This window comes from Mesorhizobium sp. M1027, assembly GCF_040318745.1.
Lineage (GTDB): Bacteria > Pseudomonadota > Alphaproteobacteria > Rhizobiales > Rhizobiaceae > Mesorhizobium.
Map to the genome: position 1 here is coordinate 229,511 of NZ_JAMYMW010000008.1, position 15,167 is coordinate 244,677.

Below are 15,167 nucleotides of genomic sequence, written 5' to 3' on the forward strand. Positions count from 1 at the left end.
GTTCCGCCATGAATGTCAGCGATGAAAGGACTGTATCGCTTTGGGCGGCAACCGAAGTCGCGCCTGAGGCGGTTCCGCTCGAGCGGAGTGAACAGGTCGATGTGGTGGTCGTCGGATCTGGCATTGCCGGACTGTCGGTCGCCTACGAACTGGCGATCGCCGGGCAAAAGGTGGCGGTGCTCGACCGCGGCCGGATCGGAAGCGGCATGACGGCACGCACCACCGCGCATCTGTCATCGATCTGCGACGACTATTTTTCGGAACTGATCAAATTGCGCGGCGAGGAACTGGCGCGGATTTACTACCAAAGCCAGTCGGCGGCTATCGACCGTGTCCAATCGATCCAGGAAGCAGAGGGTATCGCGTGTGATTTCCGCCGCCTCGACGGCTTTCTGTTTCCGGCGTCAGGCAGAAGGGAATCCGTCATCGAGCGCGAACTGGGCGCCGCTCTGAAGATTGGTGTCGACGTCGAGAAAACCGCAGGCGTGTCGTTTGCAGGCTTTTCGGATACGCCCGTCCTTCGCTACGCCAATCAGGCGACATTTCACCCCCTCAAATATCTCCGCGGGCTGGCTGCGGGCATTCGCGCGCGCGGCGGCATGCTTTATGCGGAGACCATCGTCGACAAGGTCGCGGAGACCGACGGCGGCGTCCGCGTAAGCACGGTCTCGGGCTTTACCGTGTCTGCCAGATCGGCCGTTGTCGCCACTAATTCGCCGATCAACGATCGGGTCGCGCTCCACACCAAGCAAGCGCCGTATCGGACCTACGCGATGTCGTTCGAGATCGCGCGCGACGTTTTGCCGGATGCACTCTATTGGGACACGCTGGATCCCTATCACTACGTTCGCCTGCAGCCTGGTGAAGGCAAAACCGACTTTCTGATCGTCGGTGGTGAGGACCACAAGACAGGGCAGGCCGACGATGCCGACAACCGCTTCGCGGCCCTGGCGGACTGGATTAAAAAATTGGTGCCCGATATCGGCGCGGAAACCAATCGATGGTCCGGGCAGGTGATGGAGACCGTCGACCATGCCGGGTTCATCGGCCGCAATCCCGGCAACCGGCATGTCTTCGTGGTCACCGGCGATTCCGGTCAGGGCATCACCCATGGAGTTGTTGCCGGCCAACTGATTTCTGACCTGATCCTGAAGGGGGAAAGCGCCTGGCGGGAACTTTACGAGCCCTCCCGCAAGACGGCACGCGCGATCGGCGACTATCTGGCGGAGAATGCGACAGCGATCAGGAGTTTTGCCGAGTATGGTGCGCCCGGCGAAATCGATTCCGCCGATAAGCTGCGGCCGGGAGAGGGCGCTATCGTGCGCGAAGGGCTTACCAAAGTCGCGGCTTTTCGCGATGAGGACGGCACGCTCCACAAGCGCTCGGCCGCATGCACCCATGTCGGCTGCCACGTTCATTGGAACTCATTGGAACGCTGCTGGGACTGCCCCTGCCACGGCTCGCATTTTGCCGTCGACGGCACGGCTTTGAACGGGCCGGCCGTATCGCCCCTGGCTCCTGTCGGATAATTCTTTTTTCGCCCCCGCCGCGCAACTCACAATTCCTTCTCGGCCAGCTCCCGAAATGCGTCGGGAACCGACCGCTGTAGTTCGAGCGCGATCGAGGCGTAGCCGACCGCCTCCCAGCCGAAGCGGTCGCGGATCTTGTCGATGGCGCGATCCGCGGTCCAGCGCGCCGCGCCCTTCCGGGTGCCGGGGCGGCGGCGGTCGTCGTCGAGCCCGAGCGGCAGTTCCAGTTGCAGGCCGGCATGCTGCTCCAGATGCGATACGGCGATCGCCAGCAGCGAGATTGTCTTTTCGTGCGGATGGTCGATGAGCACCTTGCGCACCAGCGCCTCGGCGATCTCGGCCAGCATCGCGGTTGCCGAAATCGGCTGGTCGAGCGTGACCGAGCGCGTCACCGAGCGCAAATCGGCAAAGCGGACGCGAACCGTCACCTTGCGGCCGGGCCGGGATTTCGCACGCAACCTGGTGGCGACCCTGTCGGCCAGATGCAGCAGGGCGGGGACGAAGACCTGCTCGTCGGCCGGTTTTCGGCCGAGCGCCGATTGCGCGCCGGCCGAGCGCGCCCGGCGCTGCGTCTCAAGCTTGCGCGGATCGCGGTTCCACGCCAGCGCGTTCAGTTTCTCTCCCGCCGCCGGCCCGAGCAGGCGCTCCAGCGCGCCACTGTTGGTCTTCGCCAACTCGCCGATGGTGTCGACGCCGATACCGGCCAGCCGCTCCCTGGTGACCGGGCCGACACCCCACATCAGCTCGACCGGCAGGTGGTGCAGGAACTCCAGCTCGTGGCGCGGATCGACCACCACCAGCCCGTCCGGCTTTGCGACCTGTGAGGCGATCTTGGCCAGATGCTTGGTGCGGGCCACGCCGACCGAGATCGGCAAGCCGAGCTCGGCCCGCACGCGGCGGCGTATCTTGCCGGCGATCTCAGCCGGCGAGCCGAAGAGGTGGGTGCAGCCGGCGACGTCGGCAAAGGCCTCGTCGATCGAAATCCGCTCGACCACCGGCGTGAAGTCGCCGAGCACCTTGATTGCCGCATCGCCCAGCCGCTGATAGTCCTTGAAATGGCCGCCGACGAAAATGAGTTGCGGGCAGAGTTCCCGCGCCCGCCGTCCCGGCATACCGCCGCGCACGCCGAACGCCTTGGCTTCATAGGATGCGGCAAGCACGACCCCGCCGCCGACGGCAATCGGCTTGCCGCGCAAGGCCGTGTCGAGCAATTGTTCGACCGAGGCATAGAAGGCATCCAGATCCGCGTGGAGGATGTTGGCTTCCATCCGGCCCGTTCGCCCGCGGCCACTCGAACGCCGCATTGTCTCGCGTTATGATAGGAACATAAAGAGAACATTGCGGGTGAATTGTCAAGCAGCGCGGAGGCCGCCGCCGCAACCTACAGCGCCATCTTGTAGCCGAGATGACTGGCGGTGAAACCGAGGCGCTCGTAAAAATCGTGCGCCTCCCGTCGACCTTTGTCCGTGGTGAGTTGGACGAAGCTGCAATTGCGCGAACGGCACGTTTCAATCGCCCATTCGACCATCAGTTTGCCGACGCCGCGCGAGCGCCATTGCCGGGCGACGCGAACGCCTTCGATCTGGCCGCGCCAGGCACCCTTCCTGGAGATACCCGGAAGGAAGGTGAGTTGCAGGGTCCCGACCACTTGCCCGGCCTCGACAGCCACGGCCAGCAACTAGTTGGGATCGGCATCGATTGCGCTGAAGGCATCGAGATAGGATGGCGCAAGCGGCGTGGATGGGTCTTCCCGGTCTGCGCCGAGCACATCGTCGGCAAGCATTGCAACGATCGCCGGCAGGTCGGGCGCCTGCGCGCGACGGAATTCGATCTCGCTCATCGCGCGAAGACATACGGTGCGACGTCGGCGATCGCAATATCCGTTTTGACCCGCAAGGGAGGTCCGCGCCTTCAGGCGGTCTCAAACGCCCAGAGGCGGTGGCCGTAGCGGCGGAAGAAGCGGGCGAAGAGGCGCTGTTGCCTGGCGCGGGCGAGGTCGGCGGCGCGCCTTTCCTGCCGCCAGCGCGGCATGTTGCGGAACATCGACAGGAAGCGGGCGGCGTCCTCGAGTGCCTCCTCGGCTGACTGCGCCGGACGGATCGCCGCCAGGAACAGAGCGCGGCTCGGCTTCATCTGGTCAATCGCCGCCTTGCGCTGGCGATGACCCTGGCGTGCCTTGCGGATGCCGTCCTGGCGGATGGCCGCGAAAGCGGCAAGCATGGCCGGGCTGTCGCCGCTATAGCCGCAGGCATGGGCGAACTGGGCTGGGTTCATCGTCGCTCCCTTGCTGCCGGCCGGCCGCGGTTCTGTGGCTCGCGCCGATTCCAGCCCGCAGCCAGATATAAGCATAACTCAATAATTGAACAAGTGAAACTTTCACGTTGATGTAAGCGGAACCGACTCGACTCCGCTCCAAAAACCGATAATGATGTGAACAAAGCAGGAACAACGATGGGGGTGGCCATGGCATTGGCGGGCAAGGAAGCGACGATCGCCGATGTTGTCTCGATTGCCGTCGAGTGCATCGACTGCGGCCGCAACAGGTGGTGGAAGCCGGCCGAGCTCAAGCGGCATGGGGTGACGCCGGAGACGCCGCTATCAGCGCTTTCGGGGCGCCTCATCTGCAAGGCCTGCCGTGCCGATGGCCTGCCGGGCGCCGCCGTTTCGATCCAGGCCGCCTTCATCGACGACCGGCAACGGGTGCGCGCCGAGGCGCGCCTGCTCAACGGTCGAGAGCCGGAGCAGTCGAGGCGGGCTTGAGGGGCGGGCGCGGGTCCGCTTCTCAGGGCGGGCTATCGCATACGGGTCCCCCTCATCCGGCCGCGGAGCCTGTCCTCGGGCTTGCCTGAGGCAAGACCCGCGGGCGGCCACCTTCTGCCCGCTGGGGAGAAGGGCTTGGCATCAATGCAGGCGACCTCCTCGCCCCTCGGGGAGAGGTCAGATTGCCCCGAATTGCCCTTCGCAATTCGGCTGGCATTCCGGGTGAGGGGGCACTTGCCTATGTGCGATTGTCCTGCTTCTCTCGGGAGAAGGGAAAGCTCCCTCCTCAATACCCCAGCAGTTCCTTGAGCGGGATGACGCGGAAGACGTTCTTGATGGCATAGCGGTTGAAGGTCAGCGTCTTGGGCGGATTGTACTGTTCGACGATCAGTTCGGCGGCGGTGCGCTTGACCAGCTTCTTGATGAAGGCCTTGCCGTTTTGCTCGTTCTCTTCGGGCAGCGTCTCGATCACCACATGGTCGCCGGGCACGGCGTCGCGGCCGCCGCAATAGATCATCTCGCCGGGCTCGTAGCGCGGCACCATCGAATCGCTCAGCACGTGCAGCGCAAACACATTGCGCAGATGCCGGATCCCCGGCGGCCGCTGGACATAGCCGGCCGGTTGGCCGTTGAAGGTGAAGTCGCCATCGTCGCCGCCGACGGCGGTGCCGAGAAGCTGGACGTCCATCGGTCCGGCGGGCAGGGGGCCGGGATCGGTGACGATCTCGGCATCGGCGACCGGTCCGGCATCTTCGAGGAAGACGACCTCGCCCTTGCCGAGCGCCACCGGATCGACGCGCAGGAAAGCGGCGGTCTTCAAAAGGTTCTCGGTCTTGGGCAGGTTGCGCCCGGTTTCCCAATTGCCGACGGCAGCGACGTCGGTGTCGTTGTGCTCGGCAATGTGACGCATCACCAGGCCGCGCTGCTTGCGCGCCCGGCGGATCGCCGCTCCGACCTTAATCGACAGTGCAGTTTTCGCCATGGCTCCATCTGAGACGTAAGATTCGGTTTCGTCTATGCAAGAATCGCTTGCATTATGATTTGAGTTATGCTCTTATGTTTGGCATGCACAAGTCGCTTCACCAGCTCTCGGTCCTCGAATCCGCCGTTCAGCGTGCCGGCAGCGTTCGCCTGGAGGCGGTACCCCAACCGATCGCCGAGGCCATGCATGTGCCAACCCTTTCCCCTTCGTCGCGGCTGTCCTCCTCCCCGGCCGGGACGATGCCCGAGGCTCGCGCCTCGGATCCGGCAGCGCAAGCGGCCGGAACGGCCGGAGCCGTTCCCCTCACGGCTCCGGCCACGAATTACCTGCCGGTCGGCAATGCGGATGCTGCGGTTTCCTGCATCCGCACCGAAGACGGCACGGTCATCGCGTTCGACAAGCGGACGGGCAAGGCAGTGTCCGGCGCAACAAGGCAGGCGGCCGAGATGAAGCTCGACCGCAGCAGACCACGAGAAGGCTGACCGCCTTTCAAGCCTGAGGCGGGCGAAGCCGGCGCCGCACACACAACCATCTTTGCAGGGAACAAAACATCATGGCCGCCCGCTATTCCGCCTCGGAACTGGAACAAATCGAGAACTGGCTGATGAGCGGATTGTCGGCCGCGAAGATCGCTACCCGGTTGACCGCGCTCGGCGGCCGCCCGGCCTCGCGCGCGGCCATCATCGGCATCGTCCACCGCACGGCCCCTTTGCGCGCCATCGGCCTTGCCAGGTCCAAGGGCTGGTGTGGCGGCCGGCATGGAAAATCGGCGCCAGAGTCGTCGAACCCCGCCGGCCAAGCAGGGGCAGTACCGGCCGAGCCACGCTGCCGCCCGGCAAGGCTGTCGGCCAGGCTGGCGCCGCCGGCCTGGCAGCCGGGTCCGGCTCGGATCACCGGGTCCGATGGCGAGCCGCTCGAAATGCAGGCGCCGCGCCCGATCGCCGCCGGTGGCCGCCAGCCACATTTCGCCGCCATGCGCTTCATCGATTGCCTTTTCGACCGTTGCCGCGCGCCGCTCGACACGACGCTGCAGGAGGATGCCGAAAACGATGCCACCGGCAGTCGCCCCGGTTTGGACATGCTGTGCTGCGGGCTGCGCACAAAGCCTTCGAAAAGTTACTGCGCCTATCACGCGGCGCGCTTCCTGCGCACGCTGCCGGCCGAAGCGATTTGAGCCCAGTGGATGACGGAAATTCGCCAGAGCCCGACGACGGAAAACCAGGAGGACCGAGCCGATGAGCAGCAAAACCGCCCAGAAGACCAAAGCCAGGCCGCCGCGATTGCCGAAGGGCGAGGCCGAGCAGGTGCGCATCCGCAAGGAGATCGGCCATGATTTCGCGCTGAAGGACGACAGGTTCGGCCGCAAGCGGCTGGCCAAAGGAACGCAGGAGGCGGCGCGCCTCTATGAGGTCTCCAATGACGGCCACACCGCGACCGGCGGCATCGTGCGGGTGCGCAATGTCGACCCGCTGAGCGGCCTCACCTCGCTGTCGCGCCAGCAGCGCGAGGCGGGGATGCGCTACCGCCAGGATTTCCGCAGTTCGTCGGAGGCAACCGCCAAGCCGATGGCTTGGGCCGAGCGTGTCGACGGCGGCCGCACCGGCAGCGGCGTCGCAGAACACATCCTGTCCGCCGGCCGCGACCATGCCGAGGCCACCAGGGCGCTTGTCCATTGGGAGATCGCCGGCATCGTGCAAAAGGTCTGCTGTGCCGACGCAACGGTCAAGAGCCTGGCCGAACAGGCGGGCGAACCGCGCGACGTGGTGGTGAAACTACTCAAGATCGGGCTCGACATATTGGCCGTGCATTACGGCATGATGCTGATGCGCAAGCCGAGATGAGGAGCCCCGCCGATCCGGCCGGCACTACCGGCCGGATCGATCCGTCAACGACGGCAGACACGGATTCTTTCGATGATCCGGTGGTGATGACGCCAGTGCCTGATGACTTCGGTATGGCAGCGCCGGTGGTACCGGTACCGGTAGCGCGGCGCGTAGTCCTCGTTATAGACATCATAGCGGTAACGGGGGACGTACTCATCGTCGTAATCGGAATACCGATGGTGGCGATAATAATAGTCGTCGTCATAGCCGTTGCCGATGCCGATCGTGACGCTGCCGCCGGCATTGGCCGGGCCAATCACGGAAGCCGCCGAGGCGATGGCGATCACCGAGGCAAGCAGGAGCTTCTTCATAGCTACCTCCTTCATTAACGTCCCTCTAATAGAAAAACCCGCGAGGGGCAGGCTCGTTCCACAAATTAGCAAGATGCCCCCAACTGAGAGCCCCAATTAGCGCCGCGTGGGCGAAAATGCCTCTGGCTGTGCGGCAGGGTGGCCGTCGACGCAAGCCTCGAGCTGGTTGTGGTCCGCGCCATATGTATCCCGGTGTCCCGTCAAAACAGCGACAATCGGGCGGTGCCAGTCCCGTCACCTTGCCGATCTATAGGACATGCCCCAGTTCCAGCAAAACGAAAGCGGTCGCACCCAGCACAGCGAGGGCGTAGGCCGCATAAAGAACAAGCAGCATCACCTCAAAGTCCCGGACGAAACTAGCGGCAATCCTGGTCTCCTGAGGCTCCGCTTTCTCGATGCGGTCGGCTTCCAGCTGCTCCGTTGCCACGACGAGGCAGACTATCCTGTCGTTGTCGGCCGCCTGCAATATCCGTTCGGTCAAATCGACTGCAATCACTGGATCATCGGCCAACTGATCCCGCGATAGCCGGCTTTCAGTGACGGTCTGGATTTCACGCTTTCTCACGCACGCATAATTGCGCCGACTAAATTAGGTTCCACTGAAATACATAGTAAAATACACAGATTGCGTCCACCCGATCGCGATGGGTGAGGCGTGAGCCCTGCTGGGCGTGGAACCACCGCCCGAGGCCCGCATTTGTCGACCGTCGAGGCGAATCTCGATCCGCATCCTCCGATCAAAGGGCGCCGGCTTCTTCATAGGCTGCTACGGTGCGCCAGTGCTGGTAGGTCGCAATGCTAAAGCCGCCAAACCTTCATATCGCGAACGCAGCGCCGACGTCTTCGGTTCTGACCGGTTATGACGAAGATCGCATGCTTACTTATATCCGGCTGCTCGACGCTTCGGCGGAAGGGACCGATTGGCGTGAGGTCGCCCGCATCGTTCTGCATATTGATCCGGAGCGGGAGCCGGAGAGGGCTTTCCGGGCGTGGGCGACACATTTGGCGCGTGCACGATGGATGACCAGGAAGCGGAACGAACTGCGCCAATTGCATGATGAGTGGTGGGGATGAGCACCATCTAGGAACCGCCGTCCCGGTCTGGCCGTTGAGGGAGGAGGCCAACATGGAAAAGCGACCAATGACTTCTTGGCGAGCCAATACTTTCGAGCTGTGCTGCCTTCTTGCAGTTCCGCTGTCGCTTATCCTTACCGTTTTACTGGCAGGTCTCATCCTTAGCTGACCTGGCGTGGGTTGCTCGCCAAGGGCTGGTCGGTCGTGATCCGACAAGATCCCGCACTGTTACTTCACAGCCGCCGCCATCACATCCGAAAACAGCGCCCGCTCCACCGCCGGCTCCAGCATTTCGGCGAAGGGCGTTGCCAGGTGGTGGCGGTCGCGGAAGGCTAGTTTGCCGTCGATGAAGACGTGGCAGGTGGTCTGGTCGCAAAACCGGTCGGTCATGTCGATGTAAGTGGCGTTCGGCGTCGAGCGCACGATGTCGCGCTCGACTGTGGCGATGTCGTCGTTTGCCGCCATGATCCTCGGCGTGTCGCATGTCGCGGGCGTCTGGCCCCGCCACAGAGCGCGCGCCACGCACTTGTCGGCGTAGCTTGCATTGTAGGGCACGTCCCTGATGACCGCGACCTTGATGCCGGCCTGGCTGAAGGCCTGAAGCGTCCAGGTGAGGCCCGTCCGCCACTGCGCTTGCCAATCGGCGTGCTTCAACTCCTCGGGCGATTCCTTCATCACATTGCCGATCGAGAATTCCGAAATCACCACCAGTTGCGGGTGCAGCGCGATGATGTCCTGGACCGACTGCTCGCGCCACTGGTCGCATTCGGTGTAGTCGCGCTTCAGCCGCCAGCTCCAGGTCGTCACCCGCGAAGCCCGGCAGGAGGATTTGAGAAAGGTGACGACGCGAAAATTGTTCTTCTCGGCCGCCTTGATCAGCGGCGTCGACCAATGGTCGGCATGCGAGTCGCCGAACAGCACGACCGAGCGCTGGGCATCCTTGCGGCCGAACATGCAGGGCTTCGGCTTGACGGTCTCGAAATCGAGCACGCAGCCGCCATTGGTCGCGCGCACGGTGGAGAGCTGGGCGGCGCTGTCGGCGATGACGTGCTGTTCGGGGCTGAGATTGTGCTCGGCAAAGCGCGCATTGCCATAGGCCGCGACCACGCCGGCGCCGGTCAGCGCGGCGGCGGGCACCAGCGCCCGCGCTGCTCCGGCCATCAGCCAGCCGTTGCGGCGGATCGGGTTCTCGATGAAATGATAGGTGAACATCGACAGAACCAGCGTCAGCGCCGCGCAGGCAAAGCGGTCCAGGATGGACAGGTTGGGAACCACCATTGCCGCGTAGACGATGACCGGCCAGTGCCAGAGATAGAGCGAATACGACAGCCGGCCCAGCCATTGCATGGGGGGCAGCGCCAGCACGGCGCTCGGCAGATTGCGGCCGCCGCTGCCGCCGAGCAGCAGCAGCACGGTGCCGGCGACAGGCGCCAGCGCATTCACCCCGGGAAACGGCGAGTCTTCGTCCAGCATCAGATAGGCCCAGGCGATCAGCACCAGACCGAGGCATGCCTGGAGCGTGGCCAGCAGCGGCCGGTCGCGCCAGATCTTTGCCGGCGCCATGGTCGCGAGGCCGCCGGCGGCGAATTCCCAGGCCCTGAGAGGCGAGAAGTAGAAGGCCCAGGGCTGCGACACTTCCGTCAGCCAGGCGCAGGCGGCGAAGGAGGCTAGGCCGGCGACGCCAATGACGATTATAGCGGTGCGCTTGCCCGGGCGCAGCCATGCGGCCATCAAAAGCAGCGCCGGCCATGCCAAATAGAATTGTTCTTCGACCGACAGCGACCAGAAGTGGATGAAGGGGTTGTTGGTGGCGTCGGCGGCGAAATAGTCGAACGACCAGCGGATCAGCCAGAGGTTGATCATGTAGGCGGAGGCGAACATAGCGCCTTTCGAATAGAGCGCCTGTTCCTCCGGCGACAGGATGAAGTAACCAGCAAACAGCGTGGCGAGAATAACGAACAGTGCCGCCGGCAGCAGGCGCCGGGCGCGCCGGGCGTAGAAGCGCCAGAGGTTCAGCCGCCCGGTTTCGGTTATTTCCGTAACCAGGTGTTTTGTAATCAGGTAGCCGGAGATGACGAAGAAGATGTCGACGCCAGCAAAGCCGCCGGGCAGGCCGGAGAGACCAAAATGGAAGGCGATGACACCCGCCACCGCCAGTGCGCGCAGCCCTTCGATGTCAGGCCGAAATGATGCCGACACAATCACCTCGTGCAAGGAATGCCCACCTCGCAGAGGCTCGACCCGATGCGCCGATATTGCAATGCAACAAATCTAACGCAGTGCAACATAGGGCGAGGGGACAGGCTCCTCCCACTCGTCGCATGGGCGATTCGCTCACATTGGCGGTTCAGTCACGAGGCGATTGATATGGAAGCGAAGGGTGCCGAGGCGATCAGGCCTTTTTTCAAAAACTCGGTCTTCAGCACCAGGCCCTTCACCTGCCTGGTGCTGCATTCGATCTCGCCTCGATTGCCGGTGAGGCGAATATTCTTCACCAGCGTGCCGCGCTTGATCGTCTCCGAGGTGCCTTTGACCTTGAGATCCTTGATCAGCGTCGCCCTCGTGCAGCGCCGTGCCATTGCTGTCTCTTACCATCGCGTCGGTCATGGCAGGTCTTTCGTGGGACTCCGGTGCGGAGGTGGTTGGGTCATTACTTGGCCTAGCCACTGGGTTAAGCGCGCCGGCCGCCAGGCGTGCCGGCCGGCAATGCCATGCGGAGCCCAACCGGCGGGCTGCGAGCAGACGGGACCGCTCGGGGTGGCCACTCCGCGACATGCGTTCCGACCAGGCCATGCCGGTGGCGCCACGGCAATCGAACAAAAGCATGGCCTTCATTGCGCGGATATTCCGGCGTAGCGACGTCAAATGGCTAAGCGCCCGCCGTGCAGACTGGAAGGTCGCACAATGACGGACCTGCCCGCCCTTTCGCTTGGTCCGTTATTACAATCGGCAAAAAGCCGGCGGTCACTTGTTACCGAGCTGGTTGGCCATCTTGCAGAAGTCGGCATGCGTCTTGGCGATGCCGGCGTCGCTGCATTCCTTCAACACCATGGCCCGGTCGCTCGTGGACATGGCCATCCATGCGGTCTTGAATTCGGCTTCCGACTTCATGCTCTTCATGCCGGCGTCGGTGAAGAAGGGTGACATTTTCTGCGGATCGTCGAGCGCCGAAGTGCCAGTGGCACCGGCGGCAAGCGCTGCGCCGGTCATCATCGAAAGCGCCATCGCGCCCATGCAAAGCATCTTGATGTTCATGATCATTCCTCCTGAGCTGCTGCTTTGAGGTTGTCCATCAGCGATCTACGAAGGAACGGTGTTTTGACCCAAAAGTTCCGCGTTCCGGCGCAGACATGGAACAGGATTGCCCGTGACGCCATTTATGCAAAAAATTCTACCGTGACTGAAAAATTCTACCGTGACTGAATAGCCGCGCTGCCGATCTGAAGCCCGACAAAGCCAATTAAGGTCCAGGGCAATCGGTGTCCAGTTGGGGGAGACGCTGCGAAGTTGCACGCCGGCTCAATATGCCCGATCATGGCGACGGCGGGGCGGAGGTATCAAGTGGCGGCAAATCGTCGAAACGGCGCGCACCTGTCGGAGCCCCGGCGGGCGGGCATTGTTGCCGCTGCCAGGGCGCTTCCGCGCACATCGTTGCCCAGCGTAGCGTCGGTCGTGACGGCCGTCGCGGCGCTCTATTTCGGGCGCGAGGTCTTTCTGCCGATCGCAATCGCCCTGCTGCTTACCTTTGCGCTTGTACCGATGGTGTCGGCACTCAAGCGCGCTGGCATTCCGCGTCTTCCTGCCGTGATCGCGAGCGTGCTCGGCGCATTCACGGTGCTGGCGCTGTTCTCCTTCATCGTCGCCACGCAGGTCAGTGAACTGGCGCAGAACATCCCGCTTTACCAGGCTAATATCCTGACCAAGGTCCGGTCCCTCAAGGACACCGGCGTCGGCGGCGGTATCGTTTCCAGATTGAGCCGGGTGATCGAACGCGTCGGCCAGGAACTCGACAGACCCGGACCTGTGCAACCCGCCGCCGATCAGCCTCCGCGGGAGCCGATCCCGGTCGAAATCGTCGCGCGCGAACGACCGCTCGAGGTTCTCCAGAATCTGATCGGCCCGCTGCTGAGCCCGCTGGGATCGGCCGGGCTGATCGTCGTGGTCGTCATATTCATGCTGCTCGAGCGGGAAGACCTGCGCGATCGTTTCATACGTCTCGTCGGCTACGGCGATCTGCATCGAACCACCGAGGCGCTGCAGGATGCCGGCAAGCGGGTCGGCCGCTACCTGCTCATGCAATTGGTCGTGAACATCGTCTATGCCGTGCCGATTACGTTCGGGCTTTGGGTTCTGGGCATACCCAATCCATTGCTGTGGGGCTTGCTGGCGCTGGCGCTGCGCTTCGTTCCCTATATCGGCCCGGTCATCGCGACGCTGCTGCCTCTGTTCCTGGCGCTGGCCGTGGCGCCCGGCTGGTCGCTCGTGCTCTGGACCGCCGGGCTTTTCGTGGTCGTGGAACTGATCACCGGCAACGTGATCGAACCCTGGCTCTACGGCTCGCGCACCGGGCTGTCGCCATTGGCCATCATCGTTGCGGCGATCTTCTGGACCTGGCTATGGGGGCCATTGGGCCTGGTTCTGTCGACGCCGCTCACGGTCTGCCTCGTCGTGCTCGGCCGCCATGTGCCGCAGTTCGAATTCCTCGACGTTCTGTTCGGCAACGAACCCGTGCTCGAACCGCACGCCCGGCTTTACCAGCGGCTGCTGGCCGGCGATCCCGAGGAAGCGACAGACCATGCCGAGGAGATGCTGGAGGAAAACTATCTGGTCGAGTTCTACGACAAGGTCGCGATTCCCGCACTTCTGCTCGGCGAGCAGGACCGTGTGCGGGGTGTGTTGAGCGATGAGCAAAGACAGCAGGTCGCCGGCAGCGCGCTGACGATGGTGGCGAACCTCGACGACAGCGCGCAGGAGGAGGCGGAAGCGGACGATACGGCCGCGGCCGAGGACAATGGCGTACGCGAGGACAAGCAGATTCAGGGGGACGACGAGGACGACACCGAACTGCCGGATGGCACGGGCATGTCGGTGCTGTGCGCCGGAGGGCGCGGCGAACTCGACGACGCCGCTGCCGCCATGCTGGCGCAGGTGCTCGAAGTCCAGGGCGCTACGGTGTTGAGGGCGAGCTTCGCCGATCTGGAACCGGGACGCATTCGCCGCCTTGAACTCGACGCCGTCGATACCGTCGTCGTCGGATTTTTGAACCGCGATTCCGTCAAGCACGGCCGGTTCCTGGTCCGTCGGCTGAAACGCGCCAAACCAAGGTTGCGGGTGGGTATCGTGTTGTGGTCGGAACCCGACAGCGACAACCAGGAGGCAGACGCCAGATTGGCCAACGAGATCAATGCCGATTTCGTCGCACACGGCATGGTCGGCGCGGTGCTCGGCGCGTTGTCCAGCGCTCCGCCGGTGGCGCTGAAGGCTACCGCCAAACGCCGCATGCGCCGCTTGACGCCGGCGCGCAAGAAAGAGCCGCTCGCCGCGGCAAAATGAACGCGGCCGACGACGGCGGCAGGTCGGGTTATTACCGCTTTCGCGAAAGTGGTAATAACCAAACGGATCAGGTTATCCTCGCAAGGTCGCGCTGAACCGTCCGCCGCGGCAAACGGCGCCAACCTTCATACAGTCCAGAAATAGCGCACCGTATGGAAGAAGACCGGGGCGGCGAAGACCAGGCTGTCGGCACGGTCCATCATGCCGCCATGGCCTTCGATCAGATGGCCCCAGTCCTTGACGCCCTGATCGCGCTTGATGGCGGAGGCGACCAGCCCGCCGAGGAAGCCCATCAGGCAGGCGATGAAGGCGACGCCGGCTGCCTGCAGCGGCGAAAACGGCGTCAGAAACGACAGCAGCACGCCGAGCAGGCTCGATGCCACCAGCCCGCCGACCAGCCCCTCCCAGGTCTTCGACGGTGAGACCGTCGGCGCCAGGAGATGCCGGCCGAACAGCTTGCCGAAGATATATTGCAGCACGTCGCTGCCTTGCACGGTGATGATCAGGAAAGCGATCAGCAACAGGTTGCGGCCTTCGAAGCCAGGCACCTCGAGCGTCAGCAGCGCCGGCACGTGGCTGACGCAGTAGACCGAAATCATCACCGCCCATTGCTGCGCCGAGACGCGCTCGAGAAAGCGCTCGGTGTCGCCGTGCAGCGCGGTGATCGCCGGCATCAGCAGAAAGCAGTAGACCGGGATGAAGATGGTGAACATGCCGTACCAGGCGGTCCATACCAGCCAGTACTGGAACGGGATGACGATACCGAACATGCCGAGCAGTACCCAGTGGTCGCTGCGGCGGCTGTGCGTCAGCGTCACGAATTCGCGCAACGCGGCGAACGAAATCAGCGCGAACAGGATGGTCATGCCGGGGCGGCCGAAGAAGAAGGCAACGGTGATCGCCACCACCATCACCCACCAGGCATTGATGCGCTGGGTGAGGTTGACCAGCGTCGGCGACAACGGCTTTGGCGCGCGCCACGACAAGACGCCGGCGACGACGCTGGCGCTGATCAGCACCGCCAGCAGGCCGACAATCAGAATGAGGGTTTCGTGCATCATCGGCAGCATTTTGC

15 protein-coding genes and 2 pseudogenes are annotated in these 15,167 nt (G+C 63.7%); 7 read left to right on the forward strand and 10 right to left on the reverse strand.

Annotation, left to right across the window (positions count from 1 at the left end; genetic code table 11):
• Positions 1-8 precede the first annotated feature (8 nt).
• The gene (locus NKH50_RS17435; RefSeq protein WP_352880086.1) at positions 9-1,529 is read left to right on the forward strand and encodes an FAD-dependent oxidoreductase; all 1,521 of its coding nucleotides are present in this window, start codon (positions 9-11) and stop codon (positions 1,527-1,529) included.
• A 26-nt stretch (positions 1,530-1,555) separates the two neighbouring features.
• Here NKH50_RS17435 and dinB read toward each other — a convergent pair whose 3' ends face one another.
• The 3 genes and pseudogenes from dinB to NKH50_RS17450 all read right to left on the reverse strand — a co-directional run bounded on the left by dinB (position 1,556) and on the right by NKH50_RS17450 (position 3,803).
• Positions 1,556-2,797 carry a DNA polymerase IV gene (gene dinB, locus NKH50_RS17440; protein ID WP_352880088.1) on the reverse strand — a complete coding sequence of 414 codons (1,242 nt, stop codon included), beginning with the start codon at positions 2,795-2,797 and terminating at the stop codon, positions 1,556-1,558.
• A 113-nt stretch (positions 2,798-2,910) separates the two neighbouring features.
• Positions 2,911-3,369, reverse strand: a pseudogene (locus tag NKH50_RS17445) (GNAT family N-acetyltransferase).
• 71 nt (positions 3,370-3,440) lie between these two features.
• Positions 3,441-3,803: a hypothetical protein gene (locus tag NKH50_RS17450; protein ID WP_352880090.1), complete on the reverse strand. Its 363-nt coding sequence runs from the start codon at positions 3,801-3,803 to the stop codon at positions 3,441-3,443.
• 177 nt (positions 3,804-3,980) lie between these two features.
• Here NKH50_RS17450 and NKH50_RS17455 point away from each other — a divergent pair, with 177 nt between their 5' ends.
• Complete coding sequence (locus NKH50_RS17455) at positions 3,981-4,289, forward strand: hypothetical protein (RefSeq protein WP_352880092.1); 309 nt, start codon at positions 3,981-3,983, stop codon at positions 4,287-4,289.
• A 286-nt stretch (positions 4,290-4,575) separates the two neighbouring features.
• Here the strand turns inward: NKH50_RS17455 and NKH50_RS17460 are convergent, their stop codons facing one another.
• The gene (locus tag NKH50_RS17460) at positions 4,576-5,271 is read right to left on the reverse strand and encodes an XRE family transcriptional regulator (protein WP_352880094.1); all 696 of its coding nucleotides are present in this window, start codon (positions 5,269-5,271) and stop codon (positions 4,576-4,578) included.
• Positions 5,272-5,354: 83 nt separating this feature from the next.
• Here NKH50_RS17460 and NKH50_RS17465 point away from each other — a divergent pair, with 83 nt between their 5' ends.
• The 3 genes from NKH50_RS17465 to NKH50_RS17475 all read left to right on the forward strand — a co-directional run bounded on the left by NKH50_RS17465 (position 5,355) and on the right by NKH50_RS17475 (position 7,112).
• Positions 5,355-5,753: a hypothetical protein gene (locus NKH50_RS17465; RefSeq protein WP_352880096.1), complete on the forward strand. Its 399-nt coding sequence runs from the start codon at positions 5,355-5,357 to the stop codon at positions 5,751-5,753.
• Between the two features lie 71 nt (positions 5,754-5,824).
• Positions 5,825-6,445, forward strand: coding sequence for a GcrA cell cycle regulator (locus NKH50_RS17470; protein WP_352880098.1), 621 nt, complete (start codon positions 5,825-5,827; stop codon positions 6,443-6,445).
• Between the two features lie 61 nt (positions 6,446-6,506).
• Positions 6,507-7,112 carry a DUF6456 domain-containing protein gene (locus NKH50_RS17475; RefSeq protein ID WP_352507807.1) on the forward strand — a complete coding sequence of 202 codons (606 nt, stop codon included), beginning with the start codon at positions 6,507-6,509 and terminating at the stop codon, positions 7,110-7,112.
• A 44-nt stretch (positions 7,113-7,156) separates the two neighbouring features.
• Here the strand turns inward: NKH50_RS17475 and NKH50_RS17480 are convergent, their stop codons facing one another.
• Together NKH50_RS17480 and NKH50_RS17485 are read right to left on the reverse strand one after the other, a co-directional pair.
• Positions 7,157-7,465, reverse strand: a complete 309-nt coding sequence (locus NKH50_RS17480; protein WP_292664589.1) for a hypothetical protein — start codon at positions 7,463-7,465, stop codon at positions 7,157-7,159.
• A 247-nt stretch (positions 7,466-7,712) separates the two neighbouring features.
• Positions 7,713-8,030 (reverse strand): hypothetical protein, encoded by a 318-nt coding sequence (locus NKH50_RS17485; RefSeq protein ID WP_352803383.1) that lies wholly within the window; start codon positions 8,028-8,030, stop codon positions 7,713-7,715.
• 230 nt (positions 8,031-8,260) lie between these two features.
• On the opposite strand from NKH50_RS17485, the gene NKH50_RS17490 reads away from it, so the two are divergent.
• The gene (locus NKH50_RS17490) at positions 8,261-8,539 is read left to right on the forward strand and encodes a DUF2285 domain-containing protein (protein WP_352803380.1); all 279 of its coding nucleotides are present in this window, start codon (positions 8,261-8,263) and stop codon (positions 8,537-8,539) included.
• Positions 8,540-8,767: 228 nt separating this feature from the next.
• Here NKH50_RS17490 and NKH50_RS17495 read toward each other — a convergent pair whose 3' ends face one another.
• The 3 genes and pseudogenes from NKH50_RS17495 to NKH50_RS17505 form a co-directional block, all read right to left on the reverse strand.
• The gene (locus NKH50_RS17495; RefSeq protein WP_352880100.1) at positions 8,768-10,738 is read right to left on the reverse strand and encodes an acyltransferase family protein; all 1,971 of its coding nucleotides are present in this window, start codon (positions 10,736-10,738) and stop codon (positions 8,768-8,770) included.
• 152 nt (positions 10,739-10,890) lie between these two features.
• Positions 10,891-11,146: pseudogene (locus NKH50_RS17500) on the reverse strand (PhnA domain-containing protein).
• 357 nt (positions 11,147-11,503) lie between these two features.
• Positions 11,504-11,794 (reverse strand): hypothetical protein, encoded by a 291-nt coding sequence (locus NKH50_RS17505; RefSeq protein WP_254819668.1) that lies wholly within the window; start codon positions 11,792-11,794, stop codon positions 11,504-11,506.
• A 306-nt stretch (positions 11,795-12,100) separates the two neighbouring features.
• On the opposite strand from NKH50_RS17505, the gene NKH50_RS17510 reads away from it, so the two are divergent.
• Entirely contained in the window at positions 12,101-14,092 is a 1,992-nt protein-coding gene (locus NKH50_RS17510) for an AI-2E family transporter (protein ID WP_352880102.1), read from the forward strand.
• A 125-nt stretch (positions 14,093-14,217) separates the two neighbouring features.
• On the opposite strand, the gene NKH50_RS17515 is transcribed toward NKH50_RS17510, so the two are convergent.
• Positions 14,218-15,153: a phosphatidate cytidylyltransferase gene (locus tag NKH50_RS17515; protein ID WP_352880104.1), complete on the reverse strand. Its 936-nt coding sequence runs from the start codon at positions 15,151-15,153 to the stop codon at positions 14,218-14,220.
• Between the last annotated feature and the right edge of the window lie 14 nt (positions 15,154-15,167).